Origin of the sequence: Sphingomonas sp. 22R3R2A-7 (assembly GCF_036856055.1) — a bacterium.
Lineage (GTDB): Bacteria > Pseudomonadota > Alphaproteobacteria > Sphingomonadales > Sphingomonadaceae > Sphingomonas.
Genome location: NZ_JASPFR010000001.1, coordinates 3,149,496 through 3,174,053, shown reverse-complemented (window position 1 = coordinate 3,174,053; position 24,558 = coordinate 3,149,496). Strand labels below are relative to the sequence as shown.

25 protein-coding genes and 2 pseudogenes are annotated in these 24,558 nt (G+C 67.2%); 10 read left to right on the top strand and 17 right to left on the bottom strand.

All coding sequences use genetic code 11. From position 1 onward, the window contains the following. Positions 1–318: 318 nt before the first annotated feature. A complete protein-coding gene (locus tag QP165_RS15210) occupies positions 319–1,485 on the top strand; it encodes an acyltransferase family protein (protein WP_333996254.1) in 1,167 nt (388 codons plus the stop codon). 149 nt (positions 1,486–1,634) lie between these two features. Here QP165_RS15210 and QP165_RS15205 read toward each other — a convergent pair whose 3' ends face one another. After that, a complete protein-coding gene (locus tag QP165_RS15205) occupies positions 1,635–3,077 on the bottom strand; it encodes an NAD-dependent succinate-semialdehyde dehydrogenase (RefSeq protein ID WP_333996253.1) in 1,443 nt (480 codons plus the stop codon). A gap of 177 nt (positions 3,078–3,254) precedes the next feature. On the opposite strand from QP165_RS15205, the gene QP165_RS15200 reads away from it, so the two are divergent. Then, a complete protein-coding gene (locus QP165_RS15200; protein WP_333996252.1) occupies positions 3,255–4,136 on the top strand; it encodes a polysaccharide deacetylase family protein in 882 nt (293 codons plus the stop codon). A gap of 21 nt (positions 4,137–4,157) precedes the next feature. On the opposite strand, the gene QP165_RS15195 is transcribed toward QP165_RS15200, so the two are convergent. Next, positions 4,158–4,628, bottom strand: a complete 471-nt coding sequence (locus QP165_RS15195; protein WP_333996251.1) for a nucleoside deaminase — start codon at positions 4,626–4,628, stop codon at positions 4,158–4,160. Between the two features lie 132 nt (positions 4,629–4,760). On the opposite strand from QP165_RS15195, the gene QP165_RS15190 reads away from it, so the two are divergent. Continuing rightward, complete coding sequence (locus QP165_RS15190; protein ID WP_333996250.1) at positions 4,761–5,414, top strand: HPP family protein; 654 nt, start codon at positions 4,761–4,763, stop codon at positions 5,412–5,414. Between the two features lie 51 nt (positions 5,415–5,465). Here the strand turns inward: QP165_RS15190 and QP165_RS15185 are convergent, their stop codons facing one another. The 4 genes from QP165_RS15185 to QP165_RS15170 all read right to left on the bottom strand — a co-directional run bounded on the left by QP165_RS15185 (position 5,466) and on the right by QP165_RS15170 (position 8,585). Then, positions 5,466–6,008: a pseudouridine synthase gene (locus QP165_RS15185; RefSeq protein ID WP_333996249.1), complete on the bottom strand. Its 543-nt coding sequence runs from the start codon at positions 6,006–6,008 to the stop codon at positions 5,466–5,468. A gap of 55 nt (positions 6,009–6,063) precedes the next feature. Next, positions 6,064–6,291, bottom strand: coding sequence for a hypothetical protein (locus QP165_RS15180; protein ID WP_056020966.1), 228 nt, complete (start codon positions 6,289–6,291; stop codon positions 6,064–6,066). A 114-nt stretch (positions 6,292–6,405) separates the two neighbouring features. Further along, positions 6,406–7,296, bottom strand: coding sequence for a hypothetical protein (locus QP165_RS15175; RefSeq protein WP_333996248.1), 891 nt, complete (start codon positions 7,294–7,296; stop codon positions 6,406–6,408). Beyond that, on the bottom strand, positions 7,293–8,585 hold the full coding sequence (locus tag QP165_RS15170) for a PQQ-dependent sugar dehydrogenase (protein ID WP_333996247.1): 1,293 nt from the start codon (positions 8,583–8,585) through the stop codon (positions 7,293–7,295). Before QP165_RS15170 ends, QP165_RS15175 begins: the two co-directional genes overlap by 4 nt. Positions 8,586–8,709: 124 nt before the next feature. Here QP165_RS15170 and QP165_RS15165 point away from each other — a divergent pair, with 124 nt between their 5' ends. Next, positions 8,710–9,798, top strand: coding sequence for an SPL family radical SAM protein (locus QP165_RS15165; protein WP_333996246.1), 1,089 nt, complete (start codon positions 8,710–8,712; stop codon positions 9,796–9,798). A 74-nt stretch (positions 9,799–9,872) separates the two neighbouring features. On the opposite strand, the gene lpdA is transcribed toward QP165_RS15165, so the two are convergent. The 4 genes from lpdA to QP165_RS15145 form a co-directional block, all read right to left on the bottom strand. Beyond that, positions 9,873–11,267 (bottom strand): dihydrolipoyl dehydrogenase, encoded by a 1,395-nt coding sequence (gene lpdA / locus QP165_RS15160; RefSeq protein WP_333996245.1) that lies wholly within the window; start codon positions 11,265–11,267, stop codon positions 9,873–9,875. Between the two features lie 20 nt (positions 11,268–11,287). After that, positions 11,288–11,629, bottom strand: coding sequence for an acyl-CoA thioesterase (locus QP165_RS15155; protein ID WP_333997048.1), 342 nt, complete (start codon positions 11,627–11,629; stop codon positions 11,288–11,290). Between the two features lie 44 nt (positions 11,630–11,673). Next, a complete protein-coding gene (locus QP165_RS15150; protein WP_333996244.1) occupies positions 11,674–11,886 on the bottom strand; it encodes a hypothetical protein in 213 nt (70 codons plus the stop codon). Between the two features lie 111 nt (positions 11,887–11,997). After that, on the bottom strand, positions 11,998–13,365 hold the full coding sequence (locus QP165_RS15145; protein WP_333996243.1) for a pyruvate dehydrogenase complex dihydrolipoamide acetyltransferase: 1,368 nt from the start codon (positions 13,363–13,365) through the stop codon (positions 11,998–12,000). 138 nt (positions 13,366–13,503) lie between these two features. Here QP165_RS15145 and QP165_RS15140 point away from each other — a divergent pair, with 138 nt between their 5' ends. After that, on the top strand, positions 13,504–13,959 hold the full coding sequence (locus tag QP165_RS15140; RefSeq protein WP_333996242.1) for a universal stress protein: 456 nt from the start codon (positions 13,504–13,506) through the stop codon (positions 13,957–13,959). Positions 13,960–14,176: 217 nt separating this feature from the next. Next, positions 14,177–15,469 (top strand): M20/M25/M40 family metallo-hydrolase, encoded by a 1,293-nt coding sequence (locus tag QP165_RS15135; RefSeq protein WP_333997047.1) that lies wholly within the window; start codon positions 14,177–14,179, stop codon positions 15,467–15,469. A 27-nt stretch (positions 15,470–15,496) separates the two neighbouring features. Here the strand turns inward: QP165_RS15135 and QP165_RS15130 are convergent, their stop codons facing one another. The 5 genes and pseudogenes from QP165_RS15130 to QP165_RS15110 form a co-directional block, all read right to left on the bottom strand. Next, positions 15,497–15,631 carry a hypothetical protein gene (locus tag QP165_RS15130; RefSeq protein WP_333996241.1) on the bottom strand — a complete coding sequence of 45 codons (135 nt, stop codon included), beginning with the start codon at positions 15,629–15,631 and terminating at the stop codon, positions 15,497–15,499. Further along, positions 15,628–16,815 carry an RcnB family protein gene (locus QP165_RS15125; protein WP_333996240.1) on the bottom strand — a complete coding sequence of 396 codons (1,188 nt, stop codon included), beginning with the start codon at positions 16,813–16,815 and terminating at the stop codon, positions 15,628–15,630. Before QP165_RS15125 ends, QP165_RS15130 begins: the two co-directional genes overlap by 4 nt. Positions 16,816–16,949: 134 nt before the next feature. After that, positions 16,950–17,432 (bottom strand): GAF domain-containing protein, encoded by a 483-nt coding sequence (locus QP165_RS15120; RefSeq protein WP_056020934.1) that lies wholly within the window; start codon positions 17,430–17,432, stop codon positions 16,950–16,952. A 160-nt stretch (positions 17,433–17,592) separates the two neighbouring features. Then, a complete protein-coding gene (gene arfB / locus QP165_RS15115; RefSeq protein ID WP_056020931.1) occupies positions 17,593–18,006 on the bottom strand; it encodes an alternative ribosome rescue aminoacyl-tRNA hydrolase ArfB in 414 nt (137 codons plus the stop codon). Further along, positions 17,999–18,714 (bottom strand): annotated as a pseudogene (locus tag QP165_RS15110) (RluA family pseudouridine synthase). Before QP165_RS15110 ends, arfB begins: the two are co-directional and overlap by 8 nt. Before the next feature lie 46 nt (positions 18,715–18,760). Between QP165_RS15110 and QP165_RS15105 the strand changes: the two are divergent. Then, complete coding sequence (locus tag QP165_RS15105) at positions 18,761–19,597, top strand: M15 family metallopeptidase (RefSeq protein WP_333996239.1); 837 nt, start codon at positions 18,761–18,763, stop codon at positions 19,595–19,597. On the opposite strand, the gene wrbA is transcribed toward QP165_RS15105, so the two are convergent. Together wrbA and QP165_RS15095 are read right to left on the bottom strand one after the other, a co-directional pair. Next, on the bottom strand, positions 19,555–20,154 hold the full coding sequence (gene wrbA / locus QP165_RS15100; protein ID WP_333996238.1) for an NAD(P)H:quinone oxidoreductase: 600 nt from the start codon (positions 20,152–20,154) through the stop codon (positions 19,555–19,557). The two genes, QP165_RS15105 and wrbA, sit on opposite strands and share 43 nt — an antisense overlap. A gap of 51 nt (positions 20,155–20,205) precedes the next feature. Beyond that, positions 20,206–20,947: pseudogene (locus QP165_RS15095) on the bottom strand (pirin family protein). A 117-nt stretch (positions 20,948–21,064) separates the two neighbouring features. On the opposite strand from QP165_RS15095, the gene QP165_RS15090 reads away from it, so the two are divergent. The 3 genes from QP165_RS15090 to ctrA all read left to right on the top strand — a co-directional run bounded on the left by QP165_RS15090 (position 21,065) and on the right by ctrA (position 24,485). After that, positions 21,065–21,958 (top strand): LysR family transcriptional regulator, encoded by an 894-nt coding sequence (locus tag QP165_RS15090; RefSeq protein ID WP_333996237.1) that lies wholly within the window; start codon positions 21,065–21,067, stop codon positions 21,956–21,958. Positions 21,959–22,087: 129 nt separating this feature from the next. Then, a complete protein-coding gene (gene zwf / locus QP165_RS15085; RefSeq protein WP_333996236.1) occupies positions 22,088–23,587 on the top strand; it encodes a glucose-6-phosphate dehydrogenase in 1,500 nt (499 codons plus the stop codon). A 196-nt stretch (positions 23,588–23,783) separates the two neighbouring features. Next, complete coding sequence (gene ctrA / locus QP165_RS15080) at positions 23,784–24,485, top strand: response regulator transcription factor CtrA (protein WP_056020911.1); 702 nt, start codon at positions 23,784–23,786, stop codon at positions 24,483–24,485. Positions 24,486–24,558 lie beyond the last annotated feature (73 nt).

Sequence of the window (24,558 nt, the reverse complement as noted above, 5' to 3'; positions counted from 1 at the left end):
AGCCACTAGCCACTAGCCGCTAGCCGCTAGCCGCTAGCCGCTAGCCGCTAGCCGCTAGCTTAACTCACCGCGGACCGCCCAGGAATATCCGAAGGGATTTCACGTCTACGGGGGTAACGAAGTGTCAGCAGCGAATTTTGCCCTGACAATTTCTGCCCAATCGTTGCGGACGGACTCATTCGTTATCGTGACGCGCATCATTTGACGGCAACCTACGCGCTCACGTTCGCTGACAGGTTGGAGCAGGTGATATTCCCTGCAATGCTTCGTCAATGAGTTACGCTCATTGAACTGCAGCAGCAGTAATACGGCAATCTATTGCCTGCCTATTTGAAAAAGCTTGGTGGCGGGGGCATCGTCGCCAAAGGGGGAGCGAAATCAACGAGTACTGACAGCAGTCGATCGCAGATATATTCGATCCAAGCGCTTCGCGGCCTAGCCGCGCTGGCGGTTGTGATCGCCCATGCCTTCGAACACGGCAAGCTGGGGGGCATTCCAGCGCTTTTTGCGGGCAGGTTCGGGGTAGAAGTCTTTTTCGTCATCAGCGGCTTCGTTATCACGCTTGCCGCCGGCACGGGGCAATTCGATCCGAAGGACTTTGCGATCCGGCGGTTCCTGCGGGTTGCGCCCCTCTACTGGGCAACGACATTCTTGGTTGCGGGCCTGGCTTTTGCGCTGCCCGCTGTGTTCAAGACTACCGTCTTCGATCTGGAATATTTCCTGAAGTCGATCTTCTTCATACCCGAGCCATTGCCCGGTACGCGCGACTGGCGTCCGTTGTTCAAACTGGGCTGGACGCTCAATTACGAAATATTCTTTTACATGCTCGTCGGTGCGTTCTTCTGGTGCCGAAGCGGCTTGATGCGTTCGGCATTGCTCATGGTTGTGATGACGGCGCTCCTGGCCTTGTCGTTTGGCGTTTTGCCGCGCAGCGGGATCGTGGCTTTCTATGCCAACTTGAACCTCATGCCATTCATGGCTGGCGTGGTCATTTGTGAACTCACGCGGCAGCGCCCTGGCATCCTGTCGTCGATGGCTTCGTATGCACCGCTATTGCTGGCCGCAGCGCTTGCCGCGATCATTTGGGCTCTGACCTTCACGCATGAGGAATATCGCGCGCTTCCCGGTCACGTGGCGTTGAGCACGGCCGCGGCAGCCGTCGTCGTCGCTGCGCTCTCTCTCGAACGCGTTTTTCGGCGCTCGTCGACGATCTGGTCCTGGTTGGGCAACATCTCCTACTCGCTCTATCTGCTGCATCTTTTCGTCGTCGGCGTGGGCTGGGCCGTGGTCAGGCGCCTCGGTGGTGGCGGGTACGACAGCGTCGTGACGTTCGTTGGTATCGGAGCGATGATCGTCGCCAGCCTTATCGCTGCAACGCTCGGCTATCGCTTGTTCGAGGTGCCGCTCGCCAAATTTGCGAAGCGGTTGACAGCACCCCGGCGTCGTGTCGCGACAATGGTCGATCCCGGCGTCCAGCCCGTCTGATCCGCGCCGCGCACAGGGCGAACACGCGGAAAGATAACGTCCGCCGATCCGGGAAACAGGCGGTGGTGGGGCCAGGATCTGCGGACGCACCCCCGCCGCCACCGGGACTGCGCGTACGGGCGGCCCGCTGACGCCGCCGCCCGCGTGCGTCACACCATGTGCACGGTCTTCGAGACGAGATGCGCCGCGACGCCTTCGGGGCCGTCTTCCGAGCCGTGCCCGCTGTCCTTCATCCCGCCGAACGGGCTGTCGGGCGCGCTGAGCTTCACCGTGTTGATTCCGATCATGCCGGCCTCGATCGCGTCGCCGAGCATGTTCTGCCGGCGTCCGTTTTCGGTAAAGCAATAGGCGGCCAGCCCGAACGGCAGGCGATTGGCCTGCTCGACCGCGTCCTCGACCGTTTCGAACGGCCGGATGAGCGCGATCGGACCGAACGGCTCCTCGTTCATCGCACGCGCGTCGAGCGGCACGTCGGCGAGCACCGTCGGCGTGAAGAAGAAACCGCCGCCCGACTCCTCGAGGCGACCGCCGCCCGCGAGCAGGCGCGCGCCCGCCGTACGCGCGTCGTCGACCAGGTCCGCCATCGCCTGAGGGCGCCGGGCGTTCGCCATCGGACCCATCTGCGTCCCGGACGCCATGCCGCTGCCGACCTTCAGCGCCCTGGTCCGCTCGGCAAAGCCCGCGGCGAAGCGGTCGTAGATACCCTGCTGCACATGGAACCGCGTCGGCGCGACGCAGACCTGGCCGGCGTTCCGGAACTTGTGCGCGACCAGGATGTCGAGCGTCTTGTCGAGATCGCAGTCGTCGAACACGAGGACCGGGCCATGCCCGCCGAGCTCCATCGTCGTCTTCATCATCGTGTCCGCGGCGAGCTTCATCAGATGCTTGCCGACCGGCACCGACCCCGTGAAGCTCAGCTTGCGCGTGATCGGTGACGCCAGCAACTGGCGTGATACCATGTCGGGCACGCCGAACACGCACTGCGCCACGTCCCCGGGCAGCCCGGCATCCTGGAAACAGCGCAGCACCTCGACGGCGGATCCCGCGGTCTCTTCGCTGGGCTTGATGATGATCGAGCATCCCGCGGCGAGCGCGGGGGCGATCTTGCGCACCACGTTCATGATCGGGAAGTTCCACGCGCAGAACGCCGCGACGGGGCCGACCGGCTGCTGGAGAACGAGACTGCGCGTGCCCTGCGGACGCGGCAGGACGCGCCCGTAGATCCGCTGCGCCTCGCCGGCGTGGAATTCGAGCAGGCTTGCGGCGAACGCGACCTCGCCTTTCGCCTCGGCCTGGATCTTGCCCTGTTCGAGCGTGGCGATCCGCGCGAGGTGGTCGGCGCGTTCGCGAAGCAGGGCTGCGGTCTTGATGAGGATGGCGGCACGCGCCTCGGGCGCGGTGGCGCGCCACAGCACGAAGCCGCGCTGTGCCGCCTCGAGCGCGGCGTCGAGATCGGCGGGCGTCGCCAGCGGCAGCGCCGCCTGCCCGGCTCCGGTCGCGGGGTTCAGTACGTCCTGCGTCTCGCGTCCGTCGCCCGTCAGCCACTCTCCGCCGATATACAGGCCTAGCCGAGCGTCATAATCCGCAACCATCATCGTCTCCTTCGGGCCGACGCGATCGCGCGCGGCATGTCGATCGACTCAACGCACGCGTGACCCTGTCCGACGCCCGATATGCCGCAGCCGGTGAAGCGGTGCCCGTAAAAAACCATCCGTCTGCCGCGAAAATGATGGGCGCACCCAATTGGAACGTCCGGGCGTTCCCGCGGCATGAGCCAATCAGAATCCCCACGCTATGCCTATCGTCCGATCATCGATCGCCCGGATTACGACTGGCCCGGGGGTCGTCGCCTCGCGCTGTATTTCGGTATCAACTACGAGGTCTTCGACTTTGGCGGCGGGCTCGGTGCCGAGCTTGCACCTGCAAAGTCCCAGCCCGACGTCATGAATTATGCATGGCGCGACTATGGCAATCGGGTCGGCGCGTGGCGGCTGTTCGACCTGTTCGACCGGCTGCAACTGCGCACGACCGCGCTGCTCAACGCGGACGTGATCGATCGCTGTCCCGGTCTTGCCGAAGCATGTCGCGACCGCGGCGACGAGATCGCCGCGCATGGCAGCACGAATGCGCAGGCACAGGGCACGCTGACGAAGCGCGAGGAACGCAAGATCATCGCCAGCGTCACCGACCGGCTTGCCGCGATCGGCGCGCGTCCGACCGGATGGCTGGGCCCGTGGATTTCCGAGAGCGACCACACGCCGGACCTGCTCGCCGAGGCGGGCTATCGCTACGTACTCGACTGGGCGCATGATGACCAGCCGACGCGGTTGGCGACCAGGACGGGCTCGCTCCTGTCGGTGCCCTATTCGCAGGAGATCAACGACATTCCGGCCGTGATCGCGCGCAAGCAGGAGGCGCACGGGTTCGCGACGATGCTTCAGGACGCGGTCACCCAGCTATTGTCCGAATGCGATCGCCGCCCGGTCGTGCTCGGGGTCGCGCTGCATCCGTACATCGTGGGCCAGCCGCACCGCGTGCCTGCGCTGGCCAAGGTGCTGCAGACGCTGCGCGATGCGGACGATCCGCGGATCTGGTGGACGACCGCCGGCGCGATCGCCGACCATGTCGAGCAAACGGGCGTGGCTGTCTAGACGGTCTTGACGCGCCCTTGCTCAGGGCTTTGCGCGGGCATGGAGCGCCCGGATGGGGTCGGCGAATTCGGCCACGGGTCCTTCGACCTCGGCCTTCGCGATGACCGCGGTGATCGGCAACAGCTCGATGCCGAGCGGCGGCCGGCCGAGTTCGTGCATCCAGACGCCGAGCTGCTGAGTCGAGGTGGCGTAGACGATCCGGCCAAGCCCGACGAGGCCGTGGGCCGCCGCGCACATCGCGCAATGCTCGCCAGACGTGTAGGTCACCGCTGCGCGGCGCTCGTCGGGCGTCAGGTGCTCCGCGGCCCACCGCGCGATCGCGAATTCTGGATGCCGCGTCGCATCGCCCTGCCCGGTCCGGTTGCGATCCTCGAACAGAACCTCGCCGGCGCCCGAGACCAGGACCGACCCGAAGGGCGAGTCGCCCGCATCGGTCGCGATCGTGGCCAGTTCGACGCAGCGTCGCAGATGTTCGAGATCGTCTGGGGTCATTGCTAACGGTCCATCGTGGCGGGTATCTTAGATGCCGCGGAACGCCTTTTGGTTCCGCATGGGGCCGTGCCGCCCGATGCCCCGCCGCCGGGGGCACGGTGTCGCGACGTCCCCGCACAGAGTGGGAACTGCATGTCCGTCTTTCAGCCTATCCTCGCGGGCGCCACGCTGCCCGACCGCCTGATCGCGTGTATCGGCGCGGCGATCGGCATCGCGCTGACGATCATCGTCTGCGGCGCGTTGCCGCTGTCGACGGTCGACCTCCCGATCATCGTCGCGCCGCTCGGTGCATCGGCAGTCCTAGTCTTTGCGGTGCCGTCGAGCCCGCTGGCAAAGCCCTGGCCGGTGATCGGCGGAAACATCCTGTCCACGCTGGTCGGCGTCGCGGCATTCCGTCTCGTGCCCGGTACCGCACTGGCCGCGGGCGCTGCGGTCGGCGGCGCGATCCTCGTCATGTCCATCGCGCGGTGCCTCCACCCGCCCGGCGGAGCGGCGGCGCTCACCGCGGTGATCGGGAGTGAGGGGATCCATACCGCGGGCTATGGCTTCGCGCTGACCCCGGTGGGGATCAATTCGGTGGCGCTCGTGCTGGTCGCGCTGCTGTTTCGCCACGTCGTGGCATCCCGGCCCGCCGCCGCGCCGCGCCCTCGGCGCCACCGCCGGTTCGACTGCACGATAGTGATATCGACGCGGCACTCGCCGACATGCATACCAGTTTCGACATCAGCCGCGACGATCTCGACACGCTGCTGCGCCATGCCGAACGCCATGCGGCCACGCGGTTGAAATCTTGAGCGCGTGCTGCGCGGGTTCGGTCAGCAGCGGAGCGGCAGCGGCCTAGCCATCGCGCCACGTGCCCGGCGCCACACCGTCGACGGTCCATTCGCCGATGCTCCACCGTATCAGCCGCAGGGTCGGATACCCTATCGCCGCCGTCATGCGGCGCACCTGCCGGTTACGTCCCTCGCGGATCGTCAGCGTGATCCAGCTGTCCGGAATGCTCGCGCGGACGCGGATCGGCGGGTCACGCAGCCACAGCCCGGGATCGGCGATCCGCTCGGCGACGGCTGGACGTGTCGGCCCATCCTTCAGCACCACGCCGTCACGCAACCGGTCGAGCGCCGCGTCGTCGGGTACGCCCTCGACCTGCACGAGATAGGTCTTGGGCAGCTTGAATCTGGGATCCGAAATCCGCGCCTGCAGACGACCGTCGTCGGTCAGCAGCAACAACCCCTCGCTGTCGCGGTCGAGCCGTCCCGCCGGATACACGCCGGGCAGGTCGATAAACGCCGAGAGCGTCTTTCGCACGCCGTCGCTGCCGCGATCGGTGAACTGGCTGAGCACGTCATAGGGCTTGTTGAAGAGGATCAGTCGCGACATCCGCCCGCTCCTAGCCGCTCGGGTCGCGTCGCGGTAGGCGGGTGCGACGGCGGCGTTACGGCGTCGTCGACAATCCCGCCGTCGCCTGCGCCATCCGCGCCCTGCGCCGCTCCATCATCTGGTGCGTGGACACGACGCTCTTCGCGCCTGCCATCTTCGACTGCATCTTGGGCTTGTGGTCCTCCAGCACGCCGAGCGTGATGATCGCGCCGAACGCCATCACGGCCAGGCCGCAGGTAATGACATTCATCCGCCGATCGGCCTGTTGCTGTTCGCTGGTCATTCGATCAATCCTCCCGCTTCCACGCTTCTGCGACGGGGACAGCGAAGGCTGAACCCGTGAACACGCGATGAGATCCGCCAGCCGTCGCCACGCCAGCCGTCACCACATCAGCCGTCACCACGCCATCGTCACCGACACCGTCGCCAGCGGTACGATCGTATCCGTCGTGCCGCCGGGCGCATCGAGCCGGCGCAACCCGTCGTCGCGGACCAGCGCCAGCACTTCGGCCTGGACCGATGCCGATGCCCCGCCGATGCGGACCGGCTTCGCCAGCGTCAGCCCGGTGCTGCCATAGACACGGTCGCCTGCGCCCGCCGCATAGAAGCCCTGCCACCCTACCCCGACCGTCGCCGGCAGCGTCAGCGTCGCGGCCGACTCCCCGTCGCCGAGCGCGAATTGCGGCGCGATGCCGAGGATCGTGTAGACGCCGCCATTGCCTTTCGTACGTCGCGTGACCGCGACCCGCGGCGCGAGCGCACCGATCGCGTCCTTCGCGGAATACAGAAAGCTCAGGCTCGCCTCATGCGTCGTGGCGGCGATCCCGTTCGGACTCGTCTTGATCGCATAGGCCGCCGCCGTCGTCACGCCTTCGACCGGGCGCCATGCCAGTCCGACGATCGTGTTGCTTTCATACCAGGCCCGCGGCCGCACACGCTCCTCGGCACTGGGCGCGTGGAACCCGTTCGAGCTCTGGCCGACGACGAACACGCTTCCCCGGCCATCGGCATCGCGCCGGAGCACGGCGGCACCGCCGATGGCGATATGCACGGGCACGCGTCCCAGCCCTGCGGCGTCGTCGTCGAGCGCGCCGCGCGCATAGTCGCCGTTGCGGACGTCGAAGGACAGGATCGGATGCACATCGCCCTCACCGACGTCGATCCCGGACAGCGTCGCGTCCTCGGTATCGAGGAACGGGACCGACTGCGCCGATGCAGCGGACGCGGACACCGCGATCGAAGCGGCGACGAGCGACGCGCCCGCCGCCCGCCGAAAACGCCGGGTCACGACGAGCGTCGCACCATCCAGACGGTGTCACCGGCGTCGTCGACCACGAACACCGCGCCGTCCTCGCGGGTCTGGACGCTGACGGGGCGGCCATAGACCTCGCCCTTCTTTTCGTCCGCGACGAACCCGGTCAGGAACGGCCGCGGCGCCGCGGTCGGACGTCCGGCTGCAAACGGCACCGACAGCACGTCATAGCCGATGAAGCTCGACCGGTTCCACGATCCGTGCCGCGCGACATAGGCGGTCTGCTGCGTCGTCGGCGTCCCCTTGGCGAACGCCAGCCCCAACGCCGCCGCATGCGGCCCGACCGCGACATCGGGCATCAAGGTCGTCGCCAGCAATTCGCGCTTCTCGTTGGCATGCCGGGGATCCTGCTTGCCGTAATAGCTGTATGGCCAGCCATAGAAGCCACCCGGCTTCACGCCGACCAGATAGTCGGGCGAGATGTCGTCGCCCAGTTCGTCGCGTTCGTTGACCGCGGCCCACAACACCGGCGAACCGGGCGCCCACGCCATCCCCACCGGATTGCGCAGGCCCGAGGCGTACAGCGTCTCGCGGCCGCTGCTCAGGTCGATCGCCAGGATCGCGGCGCGACGCTTTTCCTCGTCCATGCCGTGCTCGCCAACGTTCGAGGCCGATCCGACCGAGACGTAGAGCGTGCGCTGATCGGGACTGATCAGCAGGTTGCGCGTCCAGTGGTTGTTGTACCCGCCCGCGGGAAGCGCGACGAGCGGCTTGGGCGCTGCATCGATCCGCGTCTGGCCCGGCGTGAACGGGAAGCTGACCACGCCGTCGGTGTTTGCGACATAGAGCCGGCCATTGGTATACTGCATCCCGAACGGCTGGTTGAGCCCGTCGCGCAGGACGAAACGCTGCTCCGCCACGCCATCGCGGTTCGTATCGCGCAACAGCGTGATGCGGTTGGCGCTGAACCCGGTCGTCTTCGACAAGGCCTGTCCCCGCTGGACTTCGGGATCGGCATCGAGCTTCGGCTTGGTCCGCGCCTCGGCGACGAGCACGTCGCCATTGGGCAGCAGCAGAGCCTGGCGCGGATAGTCGAGCCCGCCGGCGAATCTGGTCACCGCGAACCCCTGCGGTGCGACCGGCTTGCGCCCCTCGGGCCATCCGATCGTCCTGGGGTGATTGATCACCGACTTGGTGTCGTAAGGCGCCGGCTGCGATTTCAGGCCGATGACCGGCTGTGCGCCGGCTTTGGCATCCCCCGGCACCTGCGCACCCGCGGATGTCGCCAGCCCGATCAGGCTGGCGGCGACAAGGATCGTTTTCATATTGGCTCCCGGCAACAGATATTGCCTTAACTGTCTGAAGAGCCTCGGTATCCTCCTGCGCGCGAAATCCTGCTGTTTCGTTGCATCATCGTGAACAACCGATGCCGCCGCCCGTTGTGCAGACGTGCAGCCCCTTCCCTCTTCACCGCGTCCGGAGGCTGCCGGATGGCGTCCGCGGCGCCTCCTGATCACGCGGTCGGCACGCGGTTTCGCGCACGGGCGATCGATCGTCGACCGGGCGGCGGCGCTCGGCGTCGAAATCGTCGAATTGCCCGGCGATCGGCTCAACCTCGACTTCGCCGACGACCCCCGTCGCGCCTATGTCGATGCGAAGGCGACGCTCGCGGTCGTCGTCGCGCCGCCGTCGAAGCGCAAATTCCAACCGATCGCGCCCAGTGCGGACTGGCGGGTCGACCTTGCCGAGGGCTGCCCCGCGCATTGCAGCTATTGCTATCTGGCGGGGTCGCTCAAGGGGCCGCCGATCACGCGCGTCTATGCCAATCTTGACGAGATCCTCGACGCGCTCCCCGCCTATCTCGGCCAAGGCATGATCACCACGCGCAGCGCGCACCGCGCGCACGAGGGCACGACGTTCGAGGCGTCCTGCTATACCGATCCGCTTGCACTCGAACCGCTGACCGGGTCGCTGTCGACGATGATCGCGGCGTTTGGGCGCTGGGACGTCGACGCGCAGTTGCGGTTCACGACCAAGTTCGCCGACGTCGCCCCGCTCCTCTCGCTCGATCACGGCGGCCGGACGCGGATGCGCGCCTCGCTCAACCCGAAGGCCTTTGCGCGGTTCGAAGGCGGCACCGCGCCCGTCGGTCGGCGTCTGCAGGCGTTGCGGCAGATGGCGGAGGCCGGCTATCCGATCGGACTGACGATCGCCCCGATCATCGCCGCGCCGGGTTGGGAGGATGCCTATGCGGGCCTCATCGACGACGTCGCCACCGCACTGCACGGGCTGCCCGAGCTCGACCTGACGGTCGAATTGATCACGCACCGGTACAATCCCGGGTCGAAGGCCGTGCTCGACAGCTGGTATCCCGGATCGGCGCTCGACATGACGGGCGCCAACCGCGTGACGAAGCGGACCAAGTTCGGGACCGAGAAGCAGGTTTACGACGCCGCGACGATGCGTGCGCTGCGCACCTGCTTCGAACGCGCGATCGCCGACCGGCTTCCGCATGCGCGGATCCTGTACTGGACCTAGCCGCCGTTGCCGCGGGGAGGCCGGGACCCGGCGTTGCCGCCGCCGATCCCGACCGTCCTGCAACCGCGAACCGCCTAGTAGTGAATCGCGCGGCCATAGGCGGCGAGGACGCTCTCGTGCATCATCTCGCTGAGCGTCGGGTGTGCGAACACCGTTTCCATCAGCTCGGCCTCGGTCGTCTCGAGCTGGCGCGCGACGACATAGCCCTGGATCAGCTCGGTCACTTCCGCACCGACCATGTGCGCGCCGAGCAGCTCGCCAGTCTTCGCGTCGAACACCGTCTTCACGAACCCCTCGGCCTCGCCGAGCGCGATCGCCTTGCCGTTGCCGATGAACGGGAACTTGCCGACCTTGAGCTCATAGCCGGCTTCCTTGGCCTTGGCCTCGGTCATGCCGACGCTCGCGACCTGCGGGCGCGAATAGGTGCAGCCGGGGATGTTGGCCTTGTCCATCTGGTGCGGCGAACCGCCGGCGATCTTCTCGACCGCGATGATCCCCTCATGGCTGGCCTTGTGCGCGAGCCACGGCGCGCCGGTGACGTCGCCGATCGCCCAGATGCCGTCGACATTGGTGCGGCCATAACCGTCGGTCTTGATGTGCCCGCGGTCGGTCTCGACGCCCAAAGCCTCCAGCCCGATATTCTCGGTGTTGGGGACGATGCCGATCGCGACGATCGCGTGGCTGAACGTCTCCTCGACGACCTTGCCGTCCTTGTGCTTGATCTTCGCGGTGACGCCGCTGCCCGATGGCGCGAGGCCTTCGAGGCCGGTGCCGGTCAGGAGCGTGATGCCCTGCTTGGTCAGCGCCTTGTCCATGAACGCGGAGACCTCCTCGTCCTCGACCGGCAGGATCCGCGGGAGCATCTCGACGATCGTCACGTCGGCGCCCATGTCGTTGTAGAAGCTGGCGAACTCGACGCCGATCGCGCCCGATCCGATGACCAGAAGCTTGGTCGGCATTTCGGTCGGCACCATCGCGTGACGATAGGTCCAGATGGTCTTCCCGTCGGCCTTGGCGAACGGCAGGTCGCGCGCGCGCGCGCCGGTGGCGACGATGATGTTCTTGGCCTCCAGCTCGACGGTCTTGTCGCCCTGCTTGACGCTCAGCTTGCCTTTTGCGGTCACGGTGCCGACGCCTTCCACGACGGTCACCTTGTTCTTCTTCATCAGGCCCTTCACGCCCGCGTTCAGCTGGCCCGCGACCTTGCGGCTGCGGTCGACGACCTTGGCGAGGTCGAACCCGACATTGTCCGCTTTCAGGCCATAGCTCTCGGCGTTCTGCATGTAGTGATAGATTTCCGACGTGCGCAGCAGCGCCTTGGTCGGGATGCAGCCCCAGTTGAGGCAGATGCCGCCCAGGCGCTCGCGCTCGACGATCGCGACCTTGAGGCCGAGCTGGCTCGCGCGGATTGCCGCGACATATCCGCCCGGGCCCGAACCCAGGATGACCAGATCAAAGGTGTCAGCCATGAATAGAGTCCTTCATTGAATCAGGAATTTGCCGGCGGCACGGGCCGCGGTTTGCGGTCGTCGCCGACCGCCACGAAAATGAAACGCGCCTGCGTGACCTTGCAGCTGTCGTTGCTGTGGCGCGCACGGCGCCAGGCCTCGACCTCGATCGTCATCGACGTACGGCCGACCGCGATTAGCTCCGCGTAGACCGATACCTCGTCGCCGACGATGACGGGCATGTGGAACTTCATCGCGTCCGCCGCGATCGTCACCGCACGACCACCGCTGCGTCGCGACGCGACCGATCCGGCGGCAAGATCCATCTGCCCCATCAGCCATCCGCCGAAGATGTCGCCGTACGGATTGGCGTCGGCGGGCATCGCGGTGACGCGGATCGTCGGCGCCTTCTCGGGTGGCAGCTCGCTCACGCCTCGCTCCTGTCTACCTGCCTGTCGCGCAGGCGGGCCTGCCGCAGCGGCCCGATCCCCATGATCACCGTCACGACCATCGCCGCCGCGCCGCACCACCAGATCACGTCCTGCCCGAGCGGATAGGACCACGCCGCCGCCCATGTGATCGCGACCGCGACCGCCAGCCCGGCGAGGATGTGCAGGATCTCGATGGCCGTCCTGGTCATGACGCGCGCCGGCCCAATCCCGTTCGTGCCGAGCGAAGTCGAGGCACATGGGACTCATGCCCTTCGACTTCGCTCAGGGCGAACGGGAGAGGGGCCACAGCGGTCACGGTCTTACGCCAGCATGCCCAGCGGGTTCTCGACCAGATGCTTGAACGCCTTCATGAACTGCGCACCGTCCGCGCCGTCGATCGCACGGTGATCGAAGCTGCCGGTCGCCGACATCACGGTCGCCACGGTAAGCTCGTCGCCGACGACGTACGGACGCTTCTCGCCCGCCCCGACCGCGAGGATCATCGCCTGCGGCGGGTTGATGACCGCATCGAACTGCGTGATGCCGAACATGCCCATGTTGCTGATCGAGGCGGTGCCGCCCTGATATTCCTCGGGCTTCAGCTTGCCGTCGCGTGCGCGCGCGGCGAGGTCCTTCATCTGCGTCGAGATCGACGACAGCGAGGCGGTGTCCGCGCCGACGATGATCGGCGTTATCAGCCCCGACGGCGTGCTCACCGCGACCGAGATGTCGGCACGCTGGAACGAGATCAGCTGGTCGGGCGTGAACATCACGTTGCACGTCGGGACCTGCATCAGTGCGACGGCCTGCGCCTTGATCAGCAGATCGTTGACCGACAGCTTCACGCCGCGCGATTCGAGGCTCGTGTTCAGCTCGCCGCGCAGCTTGAGCAGCGCGTCGAGACGGATGTTCACGGTCAGGTAGATGTGCGGAACGGTCTGCTTCGACTCGGTCAGGCGCCGCGCGATCGTCTTGCGCACGTTGCTGAGCTTGGTCGCCTCGTGCGGGATGTCCGGCACGGTCGCAGGCCTGGCGGCAGGCGCCGGGGCGGCAGCGGACGCGGCCGGCGCAGCGGCTTCGGTCTTCGCGGCGGGCGCTGCGCCCGGCTTCGCGCTGTCGACGTCGGCCTTGACGATGCGACCCTTCGGCCCCGAACCGGACACCGCGCCAAGGTCGATGCCCTTGTCGGCGGCAAGGCGACGCGCGAGCGGGCTCGCCTTCACACGATCACCGCTGGCAGCAGCGGGCGCGGGCGTGGGCGCAGGTGCGGCACCAGCATCGGCTGGGCGCCCATGATCCTCCGCCGTCTCCGCCGTCCGCGACACGGGCTTTGCCTCGCTGCCGGTATCGTTCGGATCCTTGGGATCGGGCTTGCTCTCGGATTCCTTGGCGGCGGGCGCAGGCGTTTCGCTCTTGGTCGGCGCCTCGATCGACGATGCGTCCTCGCCTTCCTCGGCGAGGATCGCGATGACGGTGCCGACCTTCACGTTGTCGCTTGCCTCGGCGACGAGGATCTTCGCGATCACGCCTTCATCGACCGCCTCGAACTCCATCGTGGCCTTGTCGGTCTCGATCTCGGCCATGATGTCGCCGGACTTCACGGTGTCGCCTTCCTTCACCAGCCATTTGGCGAGGGTGCCCTCCTCCATGGTCGGCGACAGGGCAGGCATTTTGATCTCGATCGACATGGATTTCCCCAGGGCGTTACGTAACGGCACGCCTACTCGCGCCCCCGCCCCTCCGGGTCAACCCCGCGGCGGTGTGATCCCCTTGCGCGAACCGCATCCGCACGTCACCAAGAGCGCGAAAACGGGAGGGGAAACGAGATGCGCGTCTATCTGGTGGTGATCGACGAATCGCCCGAAGCGGGGATCGCATTGCGCTTCGCCGCGCGCCGTGCGGTGAAGACCGGCGGCGGCGTCGAGATCCTCACGCTGATCCCGCCGCAGGAATTCATCGCCTTTGGCGGCGTCCAGGCGACGATCGAGGAGGAGGCGCGGCTGCATGCCGAGGGTCTCGTCGCGGCTGCGGCAGGGACGCTGATCGAGGAATCCGACCTGCGGCCGTCGATCACCGTCCGCGAGGGCGAAGGCCCCAAGATCATCCGCGAGATGATCGCCGCCAACCCGGACATCGCCGCACTCGTCCTCGGTGCGGCCGCGAGCGGTGCACCGGGCGACCTGATCGCGCATTTCTCGGGTACCGACGCGGGTGCGCTGCCGGTGCCGGTGATGATCATCCCGGGATCGCTGACGAGCGAGGCGATCGACCGGCTGAGCTGACGACCTCCGGCGAGCCCGTATGGCCGAGCGCCCTTCATATGGCCGAGCGCTCCCGTCATCCTGACGAAAGTCAGGACCCAGAGCCACTGGCGGCACGCTTGAAACCCTGGGTCCTGACTTTCGTCAGGATGACGGAGAAGCGAGATGGCGGAGGTGAAGCGCTAAACTCCTCAAATCCAACACTCCCCGCTTGAGCTCCCCGGCCGAAGCCGCCACGATGGCGGCGATGCCAATTCTTGCCCTCCCGCTGCTCGCCGCAGCCGCCGCCGCGCTTCCCGCGCCCTCCGCCACCCGCCTCAAGGCCGATGTGACCGCGATGGTCGGGTTCGGCACGCGCCACACCGCCTCCACGACCACCGATCCGAAGCGGGGCATCGGTGCCGCGCGCCGCTGGGCCGCGGCGCGCTTTACCGAGATCGGTCGCGGCTGTGGCGGCTGCATCACCGTCGAGCGGATCGGGCGCACCGTCTCGGGTCCGCGCGCACCGACCGGCGTCTATGTCGAGGACGTGCTCGGCATCCAGAAGGGCCGCGATCCGAACCGCGTCATCATCGTCGGCGCGCATATCGACAGCCGCGTGACCGACGTCATGAACGTGACGAGCGATGCGCCGGGTGCGAACGACAATGCCTCGGGCGTCGCGCTGGTGCTCGAGGCGGCACGCGCGCTGTCGACGCGCACGTTCGACGCGACGATCGTCTACGCGGTCTTCTCGGGTGAGGAGCAGGGGCTGTGGGGCGCCGAACTGCTCGCCGATACCGCCAAGGCGCGCGGCTGGGCGGTCAGCGCGATGCTCAACAACGACATCGTCGGCAACACGGTCGGCCAGGGCGGCGTGCGCATGGCGTCGAGCGTCCGGGTGTTCTCCGAGGGCATCCGCGCCTCCGAGGATCTCGCCGCACAGATCGGCCGCCGGGCCGAGGGTGGCGAGGACGACGGCCCCAGCCGCGCACTCGCCAAGACGATCGACGGCATCGCGCAGACGATCCCCGGCGGGCTCGACGTGATGCTCGACCGTCGCCCCGACCGGTTCGGCCGCGGCGGCGATCACGAGCCGTTTCTCAAGCTCGGCTATCCGGCCGTGCGCTTCTCCGTCGCCGCCGAGAACTGGGATCGCCAGCACCAGGATCTGCGCACCGAGAACGAGGTCGAGTATGGCGACACGATCGCCGCGATGGATTTCCCGTATCTCGCCAAGGTCACCGCGATCAACGTCGCGACGCTCGCGCGCCTCGCGGCCGCGCCCGCCGCGCCCGCCGACGTGACGATCGCCGGCGCGCTGTCGCGCGACACGCAGGTGAAATGGGCCGCAGTGCCGGGTGCTGCAGGCTATCGCGTCCGCTGGCGGCGTAACGATACGCAGGACTGGAAGGACATGCGGGATGTCACCGCCACCGAGACGCTGCTCAAACAGACCCCCGTCGACGATCACTTCGTCGGTGTGTCTGCCTTGAGCGCGGACGGCAGCGAGAGCACCGTGACCTTCGCCGGCCGCGAACGCCGCCGCTAATCGCGGTCGAGCGTCCCCGCGCGCCGCCTATCTGGTGGCGCGCGACTTCACGTACCGCGTCTTGGTGCGTGTCGTGCGTGGGCCATGCGTCGTGTAGCGGACCGGCTCGGTGATGTATTCGGTCGTCGTCGTGGTCGTCGTGACCGGCGCCGACTGGATCACCACCGTCGTCGACGACCCGCCCGGATAACTCCGGACCGAGGGATAGGCCCCCCCGTCGTCGTCACGGTCGTCATGCCGTCGGGCGACACCCAACGCCCGCCCGCGAGGCCTGCCCGGCCATCGACATAAACCGGGCGGTCTTCGTAGCCCGGATCGTCATAAACGGGCCCGTCATAGCGCGGATCGTCATAGTCACGCCCGTCGAAATACCGATCGCTGTCGCGCGGGCCGTCGTAGCCGGGATCTTCATACCGGGGATCATCGTACCGGGGACCATCGTATCGGGGGCCGTCAAAGCCGCGCCCGCCGTCCACGGCACCGGCATAGACCCGACCGGCATCCCGGTCGCGATAGTCCGGACCACCACGTCGCGGCGGCAAGGGCGGCGGCGCGGGACGGCCCCGGTCCTCGGCCTTGTCGATGGCATAGCCCGCCGCCGCGCCGACGCCCGCGCCGATCAGCGTCCCGCCCAGCCGGTTGCCACGTCCTGCGATGACGTTGCCGGCCAGACCACCCACCGCGGCGCCCGCGACGGCGCCGCCTGCGCCCGTGTCACGCCGCGGCGACGGGGACATCGTGACGCGGTCGTCGCCCTGCAGCCCGCGTGGGGCCGCGATGCGTGGCGCGGGATAGGCCGGCCGGGCGGTGACCAAGGTCGTCCGGTCGACCTGCGCATAGTCGACACCGGGACGCACGGGCCGGTCGACCCGGTCCCAGTCCAGCCCACCCATCGTATCGTACACTGATCCGCGACTGTCGATGAGGACCGCATCGTCGTAATAGCGGGTCCAGGCATAGCCTTGCGGTGGTTGCGGCAACGCATAGCTGGACCAGTCGTTAACCGCGAACCGCGGCGCGATCCAATAGGGCGGCAACGCCGAACCACGCGTTGGCCGGCGGTAGCTGTTCCAGCCGCCAGGGGCATTGGCCCCGGCCCACCAGCGCCCGCCGACCTTGCTGCCCCAGCGCGCACGGCGCGGCGTTGTGGCGGTCGGCGTCGCGGAATGGACCAGGCGCGGCGCGGCAGCCGGGCGGGTGCCGGCAGGCGGCGCAACCGGGCGGGCCACGGCCGCGGGCCTCGCACCCGGCGCGCGATAGGTCGTCCCGGGCGGTTGCTGGGCCACGGCGAGGCTGCCCGTCGCGGCGAACGCCAGTCCGACGCCTGCAATCACCCTGTTCCGCATCGTCTCGCTCTCCCTGCGCCCGTCACCCCCGCCGCATCTCAGCCACGCGGTCTGCGCTGGATACCAAAGCGGTGACCGACCTGCCAGCAACGACACAGTCCCGATTCGGAGCACCGCGCGGTGCTCCAACCGGCTCAGGCCATCCGCGACGCCAGCAGCGCGACGAGCTTTTCACAGCCTGCCGCATCCTCGCGATCGAACCGCGCCGGCTCGGGACTGTCGAGATCGAGCACGCCGATCAGTCGCCCGTCGGTGACGATCGGCACCACCAGTTCGGACCGGCTCGCCGCGTCGCAGGCAATGTGCCCGGGGAACGCGTGCACATCCTCGACCAGTTGCGTCGTGCGCTCCGCCGCAGCGGTGCCGCACACGCCCTTGCCCATCGCGATCCGGATGCACGCGACCTTGCCCTGAAACGGCCCCAGCACCAGTTCGCCGTCGACCGCGCGGTAGAACCCGGCCCAGTTCAGGTCGGGCAGATATTCCCAGATCAGCGCCGCGGCATTCGCCATGTTCGCAACCGCATCGCGCTCGTCATGCGTCAACGCGTCGAGCGCGGCGAGCAGGTCACGGTACAATTCGGCCTTCGAGCCACCGGAAATATCGAACTGGTACATGATCGCCTTTCAATCACCGCGTCCTGTGGATGCGCATCTAGAGCGGGGCGACCGCCGCGCCAACCGGTGCCCGCGGAAACGATGCTTTGCAAAAGGCCGTGGAACCCGACCGGTCGGTGCACGCACACCGATCAATCGCAGCGGTCAGCCAGATACCGGCTCAATCCTCGCGGACGCGGCCCCGCCCCGCCTTGACCGAGCTGCGCACCTTCTTCGTATCCACCCGCCGGGCCTTGGCCGCCTTGGACGGCTTGGTCTTCACGCGCCGCGCCTCGCGCTGCTCCGCCTGTGCGATCAACTCGAGCACCCGCTCGCGCGCGTCGGCGCGGTTGGCCTCCTGCGTGCGGAAGCGCCGCGCGGTCACGACCAGGACGCCGCTCGCGGTCATTCGGCTGCCCGCCGCGATCTTCAGCCGGCGGTACGTCTCGGGATGCAGCCCGAGCGCGAAGACGTCGACGCGCAGCTGGCACGCGGTCGCAACCTTGTTGACGTTCTGCCCGCCAGGCCCGGACGCCGCCAGGAACCGCTCCTCGATCGCCCCCTCGAACAGGGAAGCGCCGGGCAATTCAGCCATTGTCGGATTCGGCGTCGGTCTCCGCGACGACCGGAGCGGGTGCGTCGGGTGACTCCGGCTCGGCATCGAACCCGGCGACCGCGAACCGCTCGGGCAACGGCGCCACGCCGATGACGTCGGGCTTGCCGGCGCGCGGCACGACGAGCTTCTGCGCGTGGAGCATCATGCCCAGCGGGTCCTTGCGGCCATAGACGGGATCGCCGACCACCGCGGCGCCCAGGCCCAGCGCTGCGTGAACGCGGATCTGGTGAGTCCGCCCCGTCTGCGGGATGAACTCGACCAGCGATCGCCCGTCGCGACTCGCCAGCACGCGCCAGCCCGTCCGCGCCGCCTTGCCCTTGGGATCCTCGACCATCCGCCAGCCCTCCGCGGCGGTGCTCACCTTGCCGAGCGGAATGTCGATCAGACCGCTCTCCTCTGCGGGCACGCCGTCGAGCACCGCGAGATAGCGTTTCGATACCAGCCCCTGCTCGAACGCCTGCTGCAACCGCGCATGCGCCTTGGGATTGCGCGACAGGAGCAGACAGCCGCTCGTGTCACGATCGAGGCGGTGGACCGCCATCGGCCAGCGCTGAAAGCCGAACTTCAGGCTTTCGAGATGGTTTTCGAGGCTGAGCGAGCCGTCACGAGGGGATCGACCGGCAGCCCTGCGGGCTTGTCGATCACCAGGGCCTCGCCGTCGAGGAAGAGTACGCGTTCACCATGCATTGCCCGCCCTTGCCAGTATCGGCGCCCGCATGCCAGAGCCTGCATCATGTTGCGTTGCACACTCCTGCTGGCGGCGCTCGTCGTTCCAGCCGCCGCCGAGGCGCAGCTTTGCGCCGGACAAAGCGCCGCGATCGCCGCCGACGGGCGCGCCTTCGGGCATCTTCCCTACGGGGACGCGCCGCTCGACGAACTCGTCGCGACTCCGGCCGAGTTCACGATCGGGCAACCATGCATCGTGCGTCGCGACATCCTGCCCGACCTGCTCCGCCTCATCGCAGCGGCGCAGAACGATCCCGCCGTCATGGGCCAGATCCGCGGACTGTCCTGCCAGCGCTCGATCGCCCGGCAGCGCAGCGTCTTTTGTCGCGAGTCGGGCGCCGATGCCTCCGACCGTGCGATCTCGGTCGCGCCGCCCGGCTATAGCGAGCATTCGACGGGCTATGCGCTCGACTTTGCCGTGCGTCCCGCCAATGGCTGCCCGGATGCCGAGGCGTGCATGGCCGCCACCCCGGCCGCGCGCTGGCTTCGGGCCAACGCGCCCCGCTTCGGGTTCGAGCAGAGCTTTCCCGGCGGCAACAAGCAGAACGTCAAATGGGAGCCGTGGCACTGGCGCTGGGTTGGGACCAGCGGCGACGCGCCGGGAGCCGCCAGGGCGCGTTTCGTTTTCGCCAAGGCCCGCAGCCTCTATCCGGCCGACCCCGGCATCCAGCCAATCGTCGTCCGTTTCACCGCGCCGCCGCCGATTCCCGTGATTGCGGCCCCGGCGATCGATTCAAGAAAAAGCGCCGCAGACGCTGAACGCGGCTGCGGCGCTTTCGCCATGGGTCCGTCGGGCCCGTCTTACTTGAGCTTGGCGGCCGTCTCGGCGATCCGCTTGCCCTGATAGCGCGCACCGTCGAGCTCGACGCTGCTCGGCATGCGGCTGCCGTCGCCATCAGAGATCGTCGTCGCGCCGTACGGCGAGCCGCCCTTGACCTCGTCGACGCCCATCTGCGCCTGGAAGCCGTAATCGAGCCCGACGATCGTCATGCCGTGATGGAGCAGATTGGTCAGGATCGAGAACAGCGTCGTCTCCTGCCCGCCATGCTGGCTCGCGGTCGAGGTGAACGCGCCGCCGACCTTGCCGACCAGTGCGCCCGAGAACCACAGCCCGCCGGTCGTATCCCAGAACGATGCCATCTGCGCGGGCATCCGGCCGAACCGCGTGGGCGCGCCAACGATGATCGCGTCATAGTCCTTCAGCGCGTCGGGGCCCTCGATTTCGGCATGCGCGGTGTCGGTCTTGAAATGCGCGGACTCGACGACGGCCTTCGGCGCGGTTTCCGCCACGCGACGGATATCGACGTCGGCCCCGCCGGAGCGGGCACCCTCGGCGACGGCATCCGCCATCTGCTCGATATGGCCGTAGGACGAGTAATAGAGGACGAGAACCTTGGTCATGCAGACTATCCTTCGCGTGAGATGCCCTTCCGCGTTTGGAAGGGCGGAGTGTTATTCCGAGTCCACCAGAACGATCTCGGCGTCGTCTTGAGCCGTGATCGTCACCGTCTGGCCGCCCGAAAGCGCCGCGCCATCGCGCGCGGCATAGCGTTCGTCGTCGATCGTGATCGCGCCCGTCGCAGGCACCAGATAGACGTGGCGTCCGTCGCCGATCGCATAATCGACGCTGTCGCCGGCCTTGAGCGTCGCCGCGAGCACCCGCGCGTTCGCACGGATCGGCAGCGCGTCGGCATCGTCGGCAAAGCCGCTGGCCAGCGTCACGAACTGCCCCGACCGCTCGCCCTTCGGGAAGGGCTTGGCGCCCCAGCTCGGCGAACCGCCCTTGCGGCTTGGTTCGATCCAGATCTGGAAGATCGTCGTCGTCTCTGGCTCGAGATTATACTCGGCATGCCGCACGCCCGATCCGGCGCTCATCACCTGGACGTCGCCCGCCTCGGTACGCCCCTTGTTGCCGAGCGAGATCCTGGTGCGTGATCGCGCCGCTGCGGACATAGGTGATGATCTCCATGTCCTGGTGCGGATGCGGCGGAAAACCCGACTGCGCGCCGATCTCGTCGTCGTTCCAGACGCGGATCGCGCCCCAGCCCATCCGGGCGGGGTCGTAGTAGTTCGCGAACGAAAAGTGATGCCGCGCCTTGAGCCAGCCGTGATCGGCGTGGCCAAGACTTTCGAACGCGCGACGCTCCGCCTTGACGGGGGCGGTCGCGCGGGAAGTGCCGAGAGTCGTGGTCATTGCATGTCTCCACCTGTTGGCACCAAGATAGGCGATGCGATCACGCCGTAAATAGAAACGCTGGAAACCGATCGTTTCCCCCGCTAGCTATAGCGCTTTGCTGCGGAGAGCCCGTCCATGCGCCTGCCCGATCTCGAAGCCTGGGCGATTTTCGCCAGCGTCGTCGAGCATCGTTCGTTCAGCGCCGCCGCCGATGCGATCGGGTTGAGCAAGGCGACGGTGTCCAAGGCGATCACGCGTCTCGAGGCGCATCTGGGCCAGTCGCTGTTCCATCGCACGTCGCGCCGCCTCGCGCTGACGGAAGCGGGCAAGCCGCTTGCCGAGCATGCCGCACGCATCCTCGCCGAAGCCCGGCTTGCCGAGGAATCGGCGAACGATGCCGCCACCGCGCCGACGGGGCGCGTACGGCTGGCCGCACCGATGAGCTTCGGCATCACCAACGTCGCGCCGCTGCTCGCGGAATTCCTGCTCGCGCATCCCGGGATCGAGATCGACCTGCATCTGTCCGATGCGCGCGTCGACATCGTCGCGGAGGGGTTCGACGTCGCGCTCCGCATCGCCGAACTGCCCGACAGTTCGCTGCGCGCGCGACGATTGTGCACGATCCAGACGCACATCGTCGCAGCACCCGCCTATCTCGCCACCAACGGAACGCCGACGCACCCGGGGCAACTCGGCGAGCACCGGCTGATCGGCTATTCGAACGTCGTTGGGCCGTGGCGCTTTCATGGCCCGGGCGGTGCCGACGTGTCGGTGCGTCTGCAGGGACCGCTGACCGCGAACAGCGGAGAGGCGGTGGTCCCGGCGCTGATCGCGGGGCTTGGCATTGCGCGCCTGCCCGATTTCATCATCGACGCGCATCTCGCGTCGGGGGCATTGGTGACGATCCTCGACGACTGGGCGCCCGCGCCGATTGGCCTCCATCTGCTCACCCCGCCCAGCCCCTTGCGTCCTGCGCGCGTCGAGACGCTGATCGCATTTCTCGGCGCGAAGCTGCGCGACCCGGGCTGATCCGCCGGGCGATCGTTCGTGGAGATGCGATCGGCTGGCTGGGGAACAATGCGGCGTGCCGGGCACTTGCAACATAGATCGTGAAAGGAAACCGATGCCCGTACAGCCGCTGTTCCGGACCGTGACCGCATGACCGTACCGATAGCCCCTGCCCCGCCGACGACGCTCGTGATCTTCGGCGCGATGGGAGACCTGACGCGCCGCCTCCTGATGCCCGCGCTGACCAACATGACCCGGCTGGGCATGCTGGGGGCGGACTTTTCCGTACTGGGGATCGGCATCGAGCCCGGCGATGACGCCGCGTTGCGTGGCGCGCTCAGCGATTTCCGCCAGCAGGCCGGCAGCCATGCCACGCCCGACCAGGACGAAGCATGGTCGAAGCTGCAACAGCACATCCATTATATTCAGGGCGATTTCACGCAGGACGCGGTCTACGACCAGATCAAGGCGCGCGTGTCGGGCAATGCCGCGTTCTATCTGGCGGTCCCGGCCAAGTTCTTCGGCGACATCGTCGACAAGCTCGCCGATCACGACCTGACCAGGGAGCAGCGCAACGCGTTCCGCCGTATCGCGATCGAGAAGCCGTTCGGCCACGATCTCGCATCCGCGCAGGCGCTCAACGCGCGCATCCTCGCCAAGGTCGCCGAGACGCAGGTGTACCGGATCGACCATTTCCTCGGCAAGGAAACCGTCCAGAACATCATGACCGCGCGCTTTGCGAACATGATGATCGAGCGTGTCTGGAACGCGGACTGTATCGCCCATGTCCAGATCACCGCCGCCGAGACCGTCGACGTCGGCACGCGCGGCCGCTTCTACGATGCCACGGGTGCGCTGCGCGACATGGTGCCCAACCACCTGTTCCAGCTGCTGGCGATGGTTGCGATGGAACCGCCCGCGAGCTTCGACGCCGAAGCGGTGCGCAACGAGAAGGGCAAGGTGCTGAAGGCGGTCCGGCGTTACACGCCGACCAAGGCCCGCCGCAACGGCGTCCGGGGTGTCTATACGCATGGGCGGATCGGCGAGCGCGACGTCGCCGGCTTTACCGAGTCGCCCGATATCGCCACCGACAGCACGACCGAAACCTATGTCGCACTCAAGCTCATGGTCGACACATGGCGCTGGGCGGGTGTGCCCTTCTACCTGCGGACGGGCAAGGCGATGGCGATTCGCGACACCGAGGTCGTCATCACGTTCAAGCCCGTTCCCTTCGCGCAGTTCCACAAGACCGCTGCCGAAATGCTGCCCCCCAACCGGCTGATCATCCAGATCCAGCCCGACGAGGGACTGAGCATGGACATCAACATCAAGCGCCCCGGGCTAGAAGTCGACACCGCGCCGATCGCGCTCGATTTCCGCTATGCGGATCGGTTCGATATCGGCGCGATGACCGGATATGAATCGCTGATCCACGATCTGTTCGCCGGCGACCAGACACTGTTCCAGCGCGCCGACGCGATCGAGGCAGGCTGGGCCGCGGTGCAGCCGTTCCTCGACATATGGGCAGAAGAGGGCGCGCCCGACCCGTATCCCGCGGGAAGCCTGGGTCCGGACTCCGCGGACGCCCTGCTCGAACGCGACGGATTTCACTGGCATTCCCTCGCGCCTGCCGGAAATACTACGCCGTGATGGTCCATAAATCGGCGCGAAGTCTTTACGTGCAGGTCGCGCGCTTCCGCGCGAAACTTGTCGTATTCGTCCAAAAACATAGCGTCCTTACGCACTTAAGTCGAAATTAACCTTTTGCCTTCAGATGTTGTTTGGTTAATGAATCAAGGCGAATAGCGGAGCAGGGGCTGTCGCGTTCGTAAACGGGGAACGACCCATGCGCGTGCTGTTGATCGAGGACGAACCGACCACCGCCAAGGCGATCGAGCTCATGCTCACGACCGAAGGATTCAACGTCTACATCACCGACCTCGGTGAAGAAGGCCTCGATCTGGGCAAACTATATGATTACGACATCATCCTGCTCGACCTGAATTTGCCGGACATGCACGGCTACGACGTTCTGAAGCGCCTGCGCGTCGCGCGTGTCGCGACCCCGGTGCTGATCCTGTCGGGCGTCAACGAGATGGACTCGAAGGTCCGCAGCTTCGGGTTCGGTGCCGACGATTACGTCACCAAGCCGTTCCACCGCGAGGAACTGATCGCGCGCATCCACGCCGTCGTCCGTCGTTCGAAGGGGCACAGCCAGTCGGTCATCCGCACGGGCAAGCTCGCGGTCAATCTCGACGCCAAGACGGTCGAGGTCGACGGCAGCCGCGTCCACCTGACCGGCAAGGAATATGCGATGCTGGAGCTGCTTTCGCTGCGCAAGGGCACGACGCTCACCAAGGAAATGTTCCTCAACCACCTGTATGGCGGGATGGACGAGCCCGAACTGAAGATCATCGACGTCTTCATCTGCAAGCTGCGCAAGAAGCTCAGCCTGGCCTGCGACGGCGAGAACTATATCGAGACCGTCTGGGGCCGCGGCTATGTCCTGCGCGAGCCCGACGAGCTGGTCGAAACCCAGGTCGCCTGACACGCCATCGACGGACAATAAAAAGGACCGCGGAGCCAGGGGCGCCGCGGTCCTTTTCATGTCGATGGTCTCA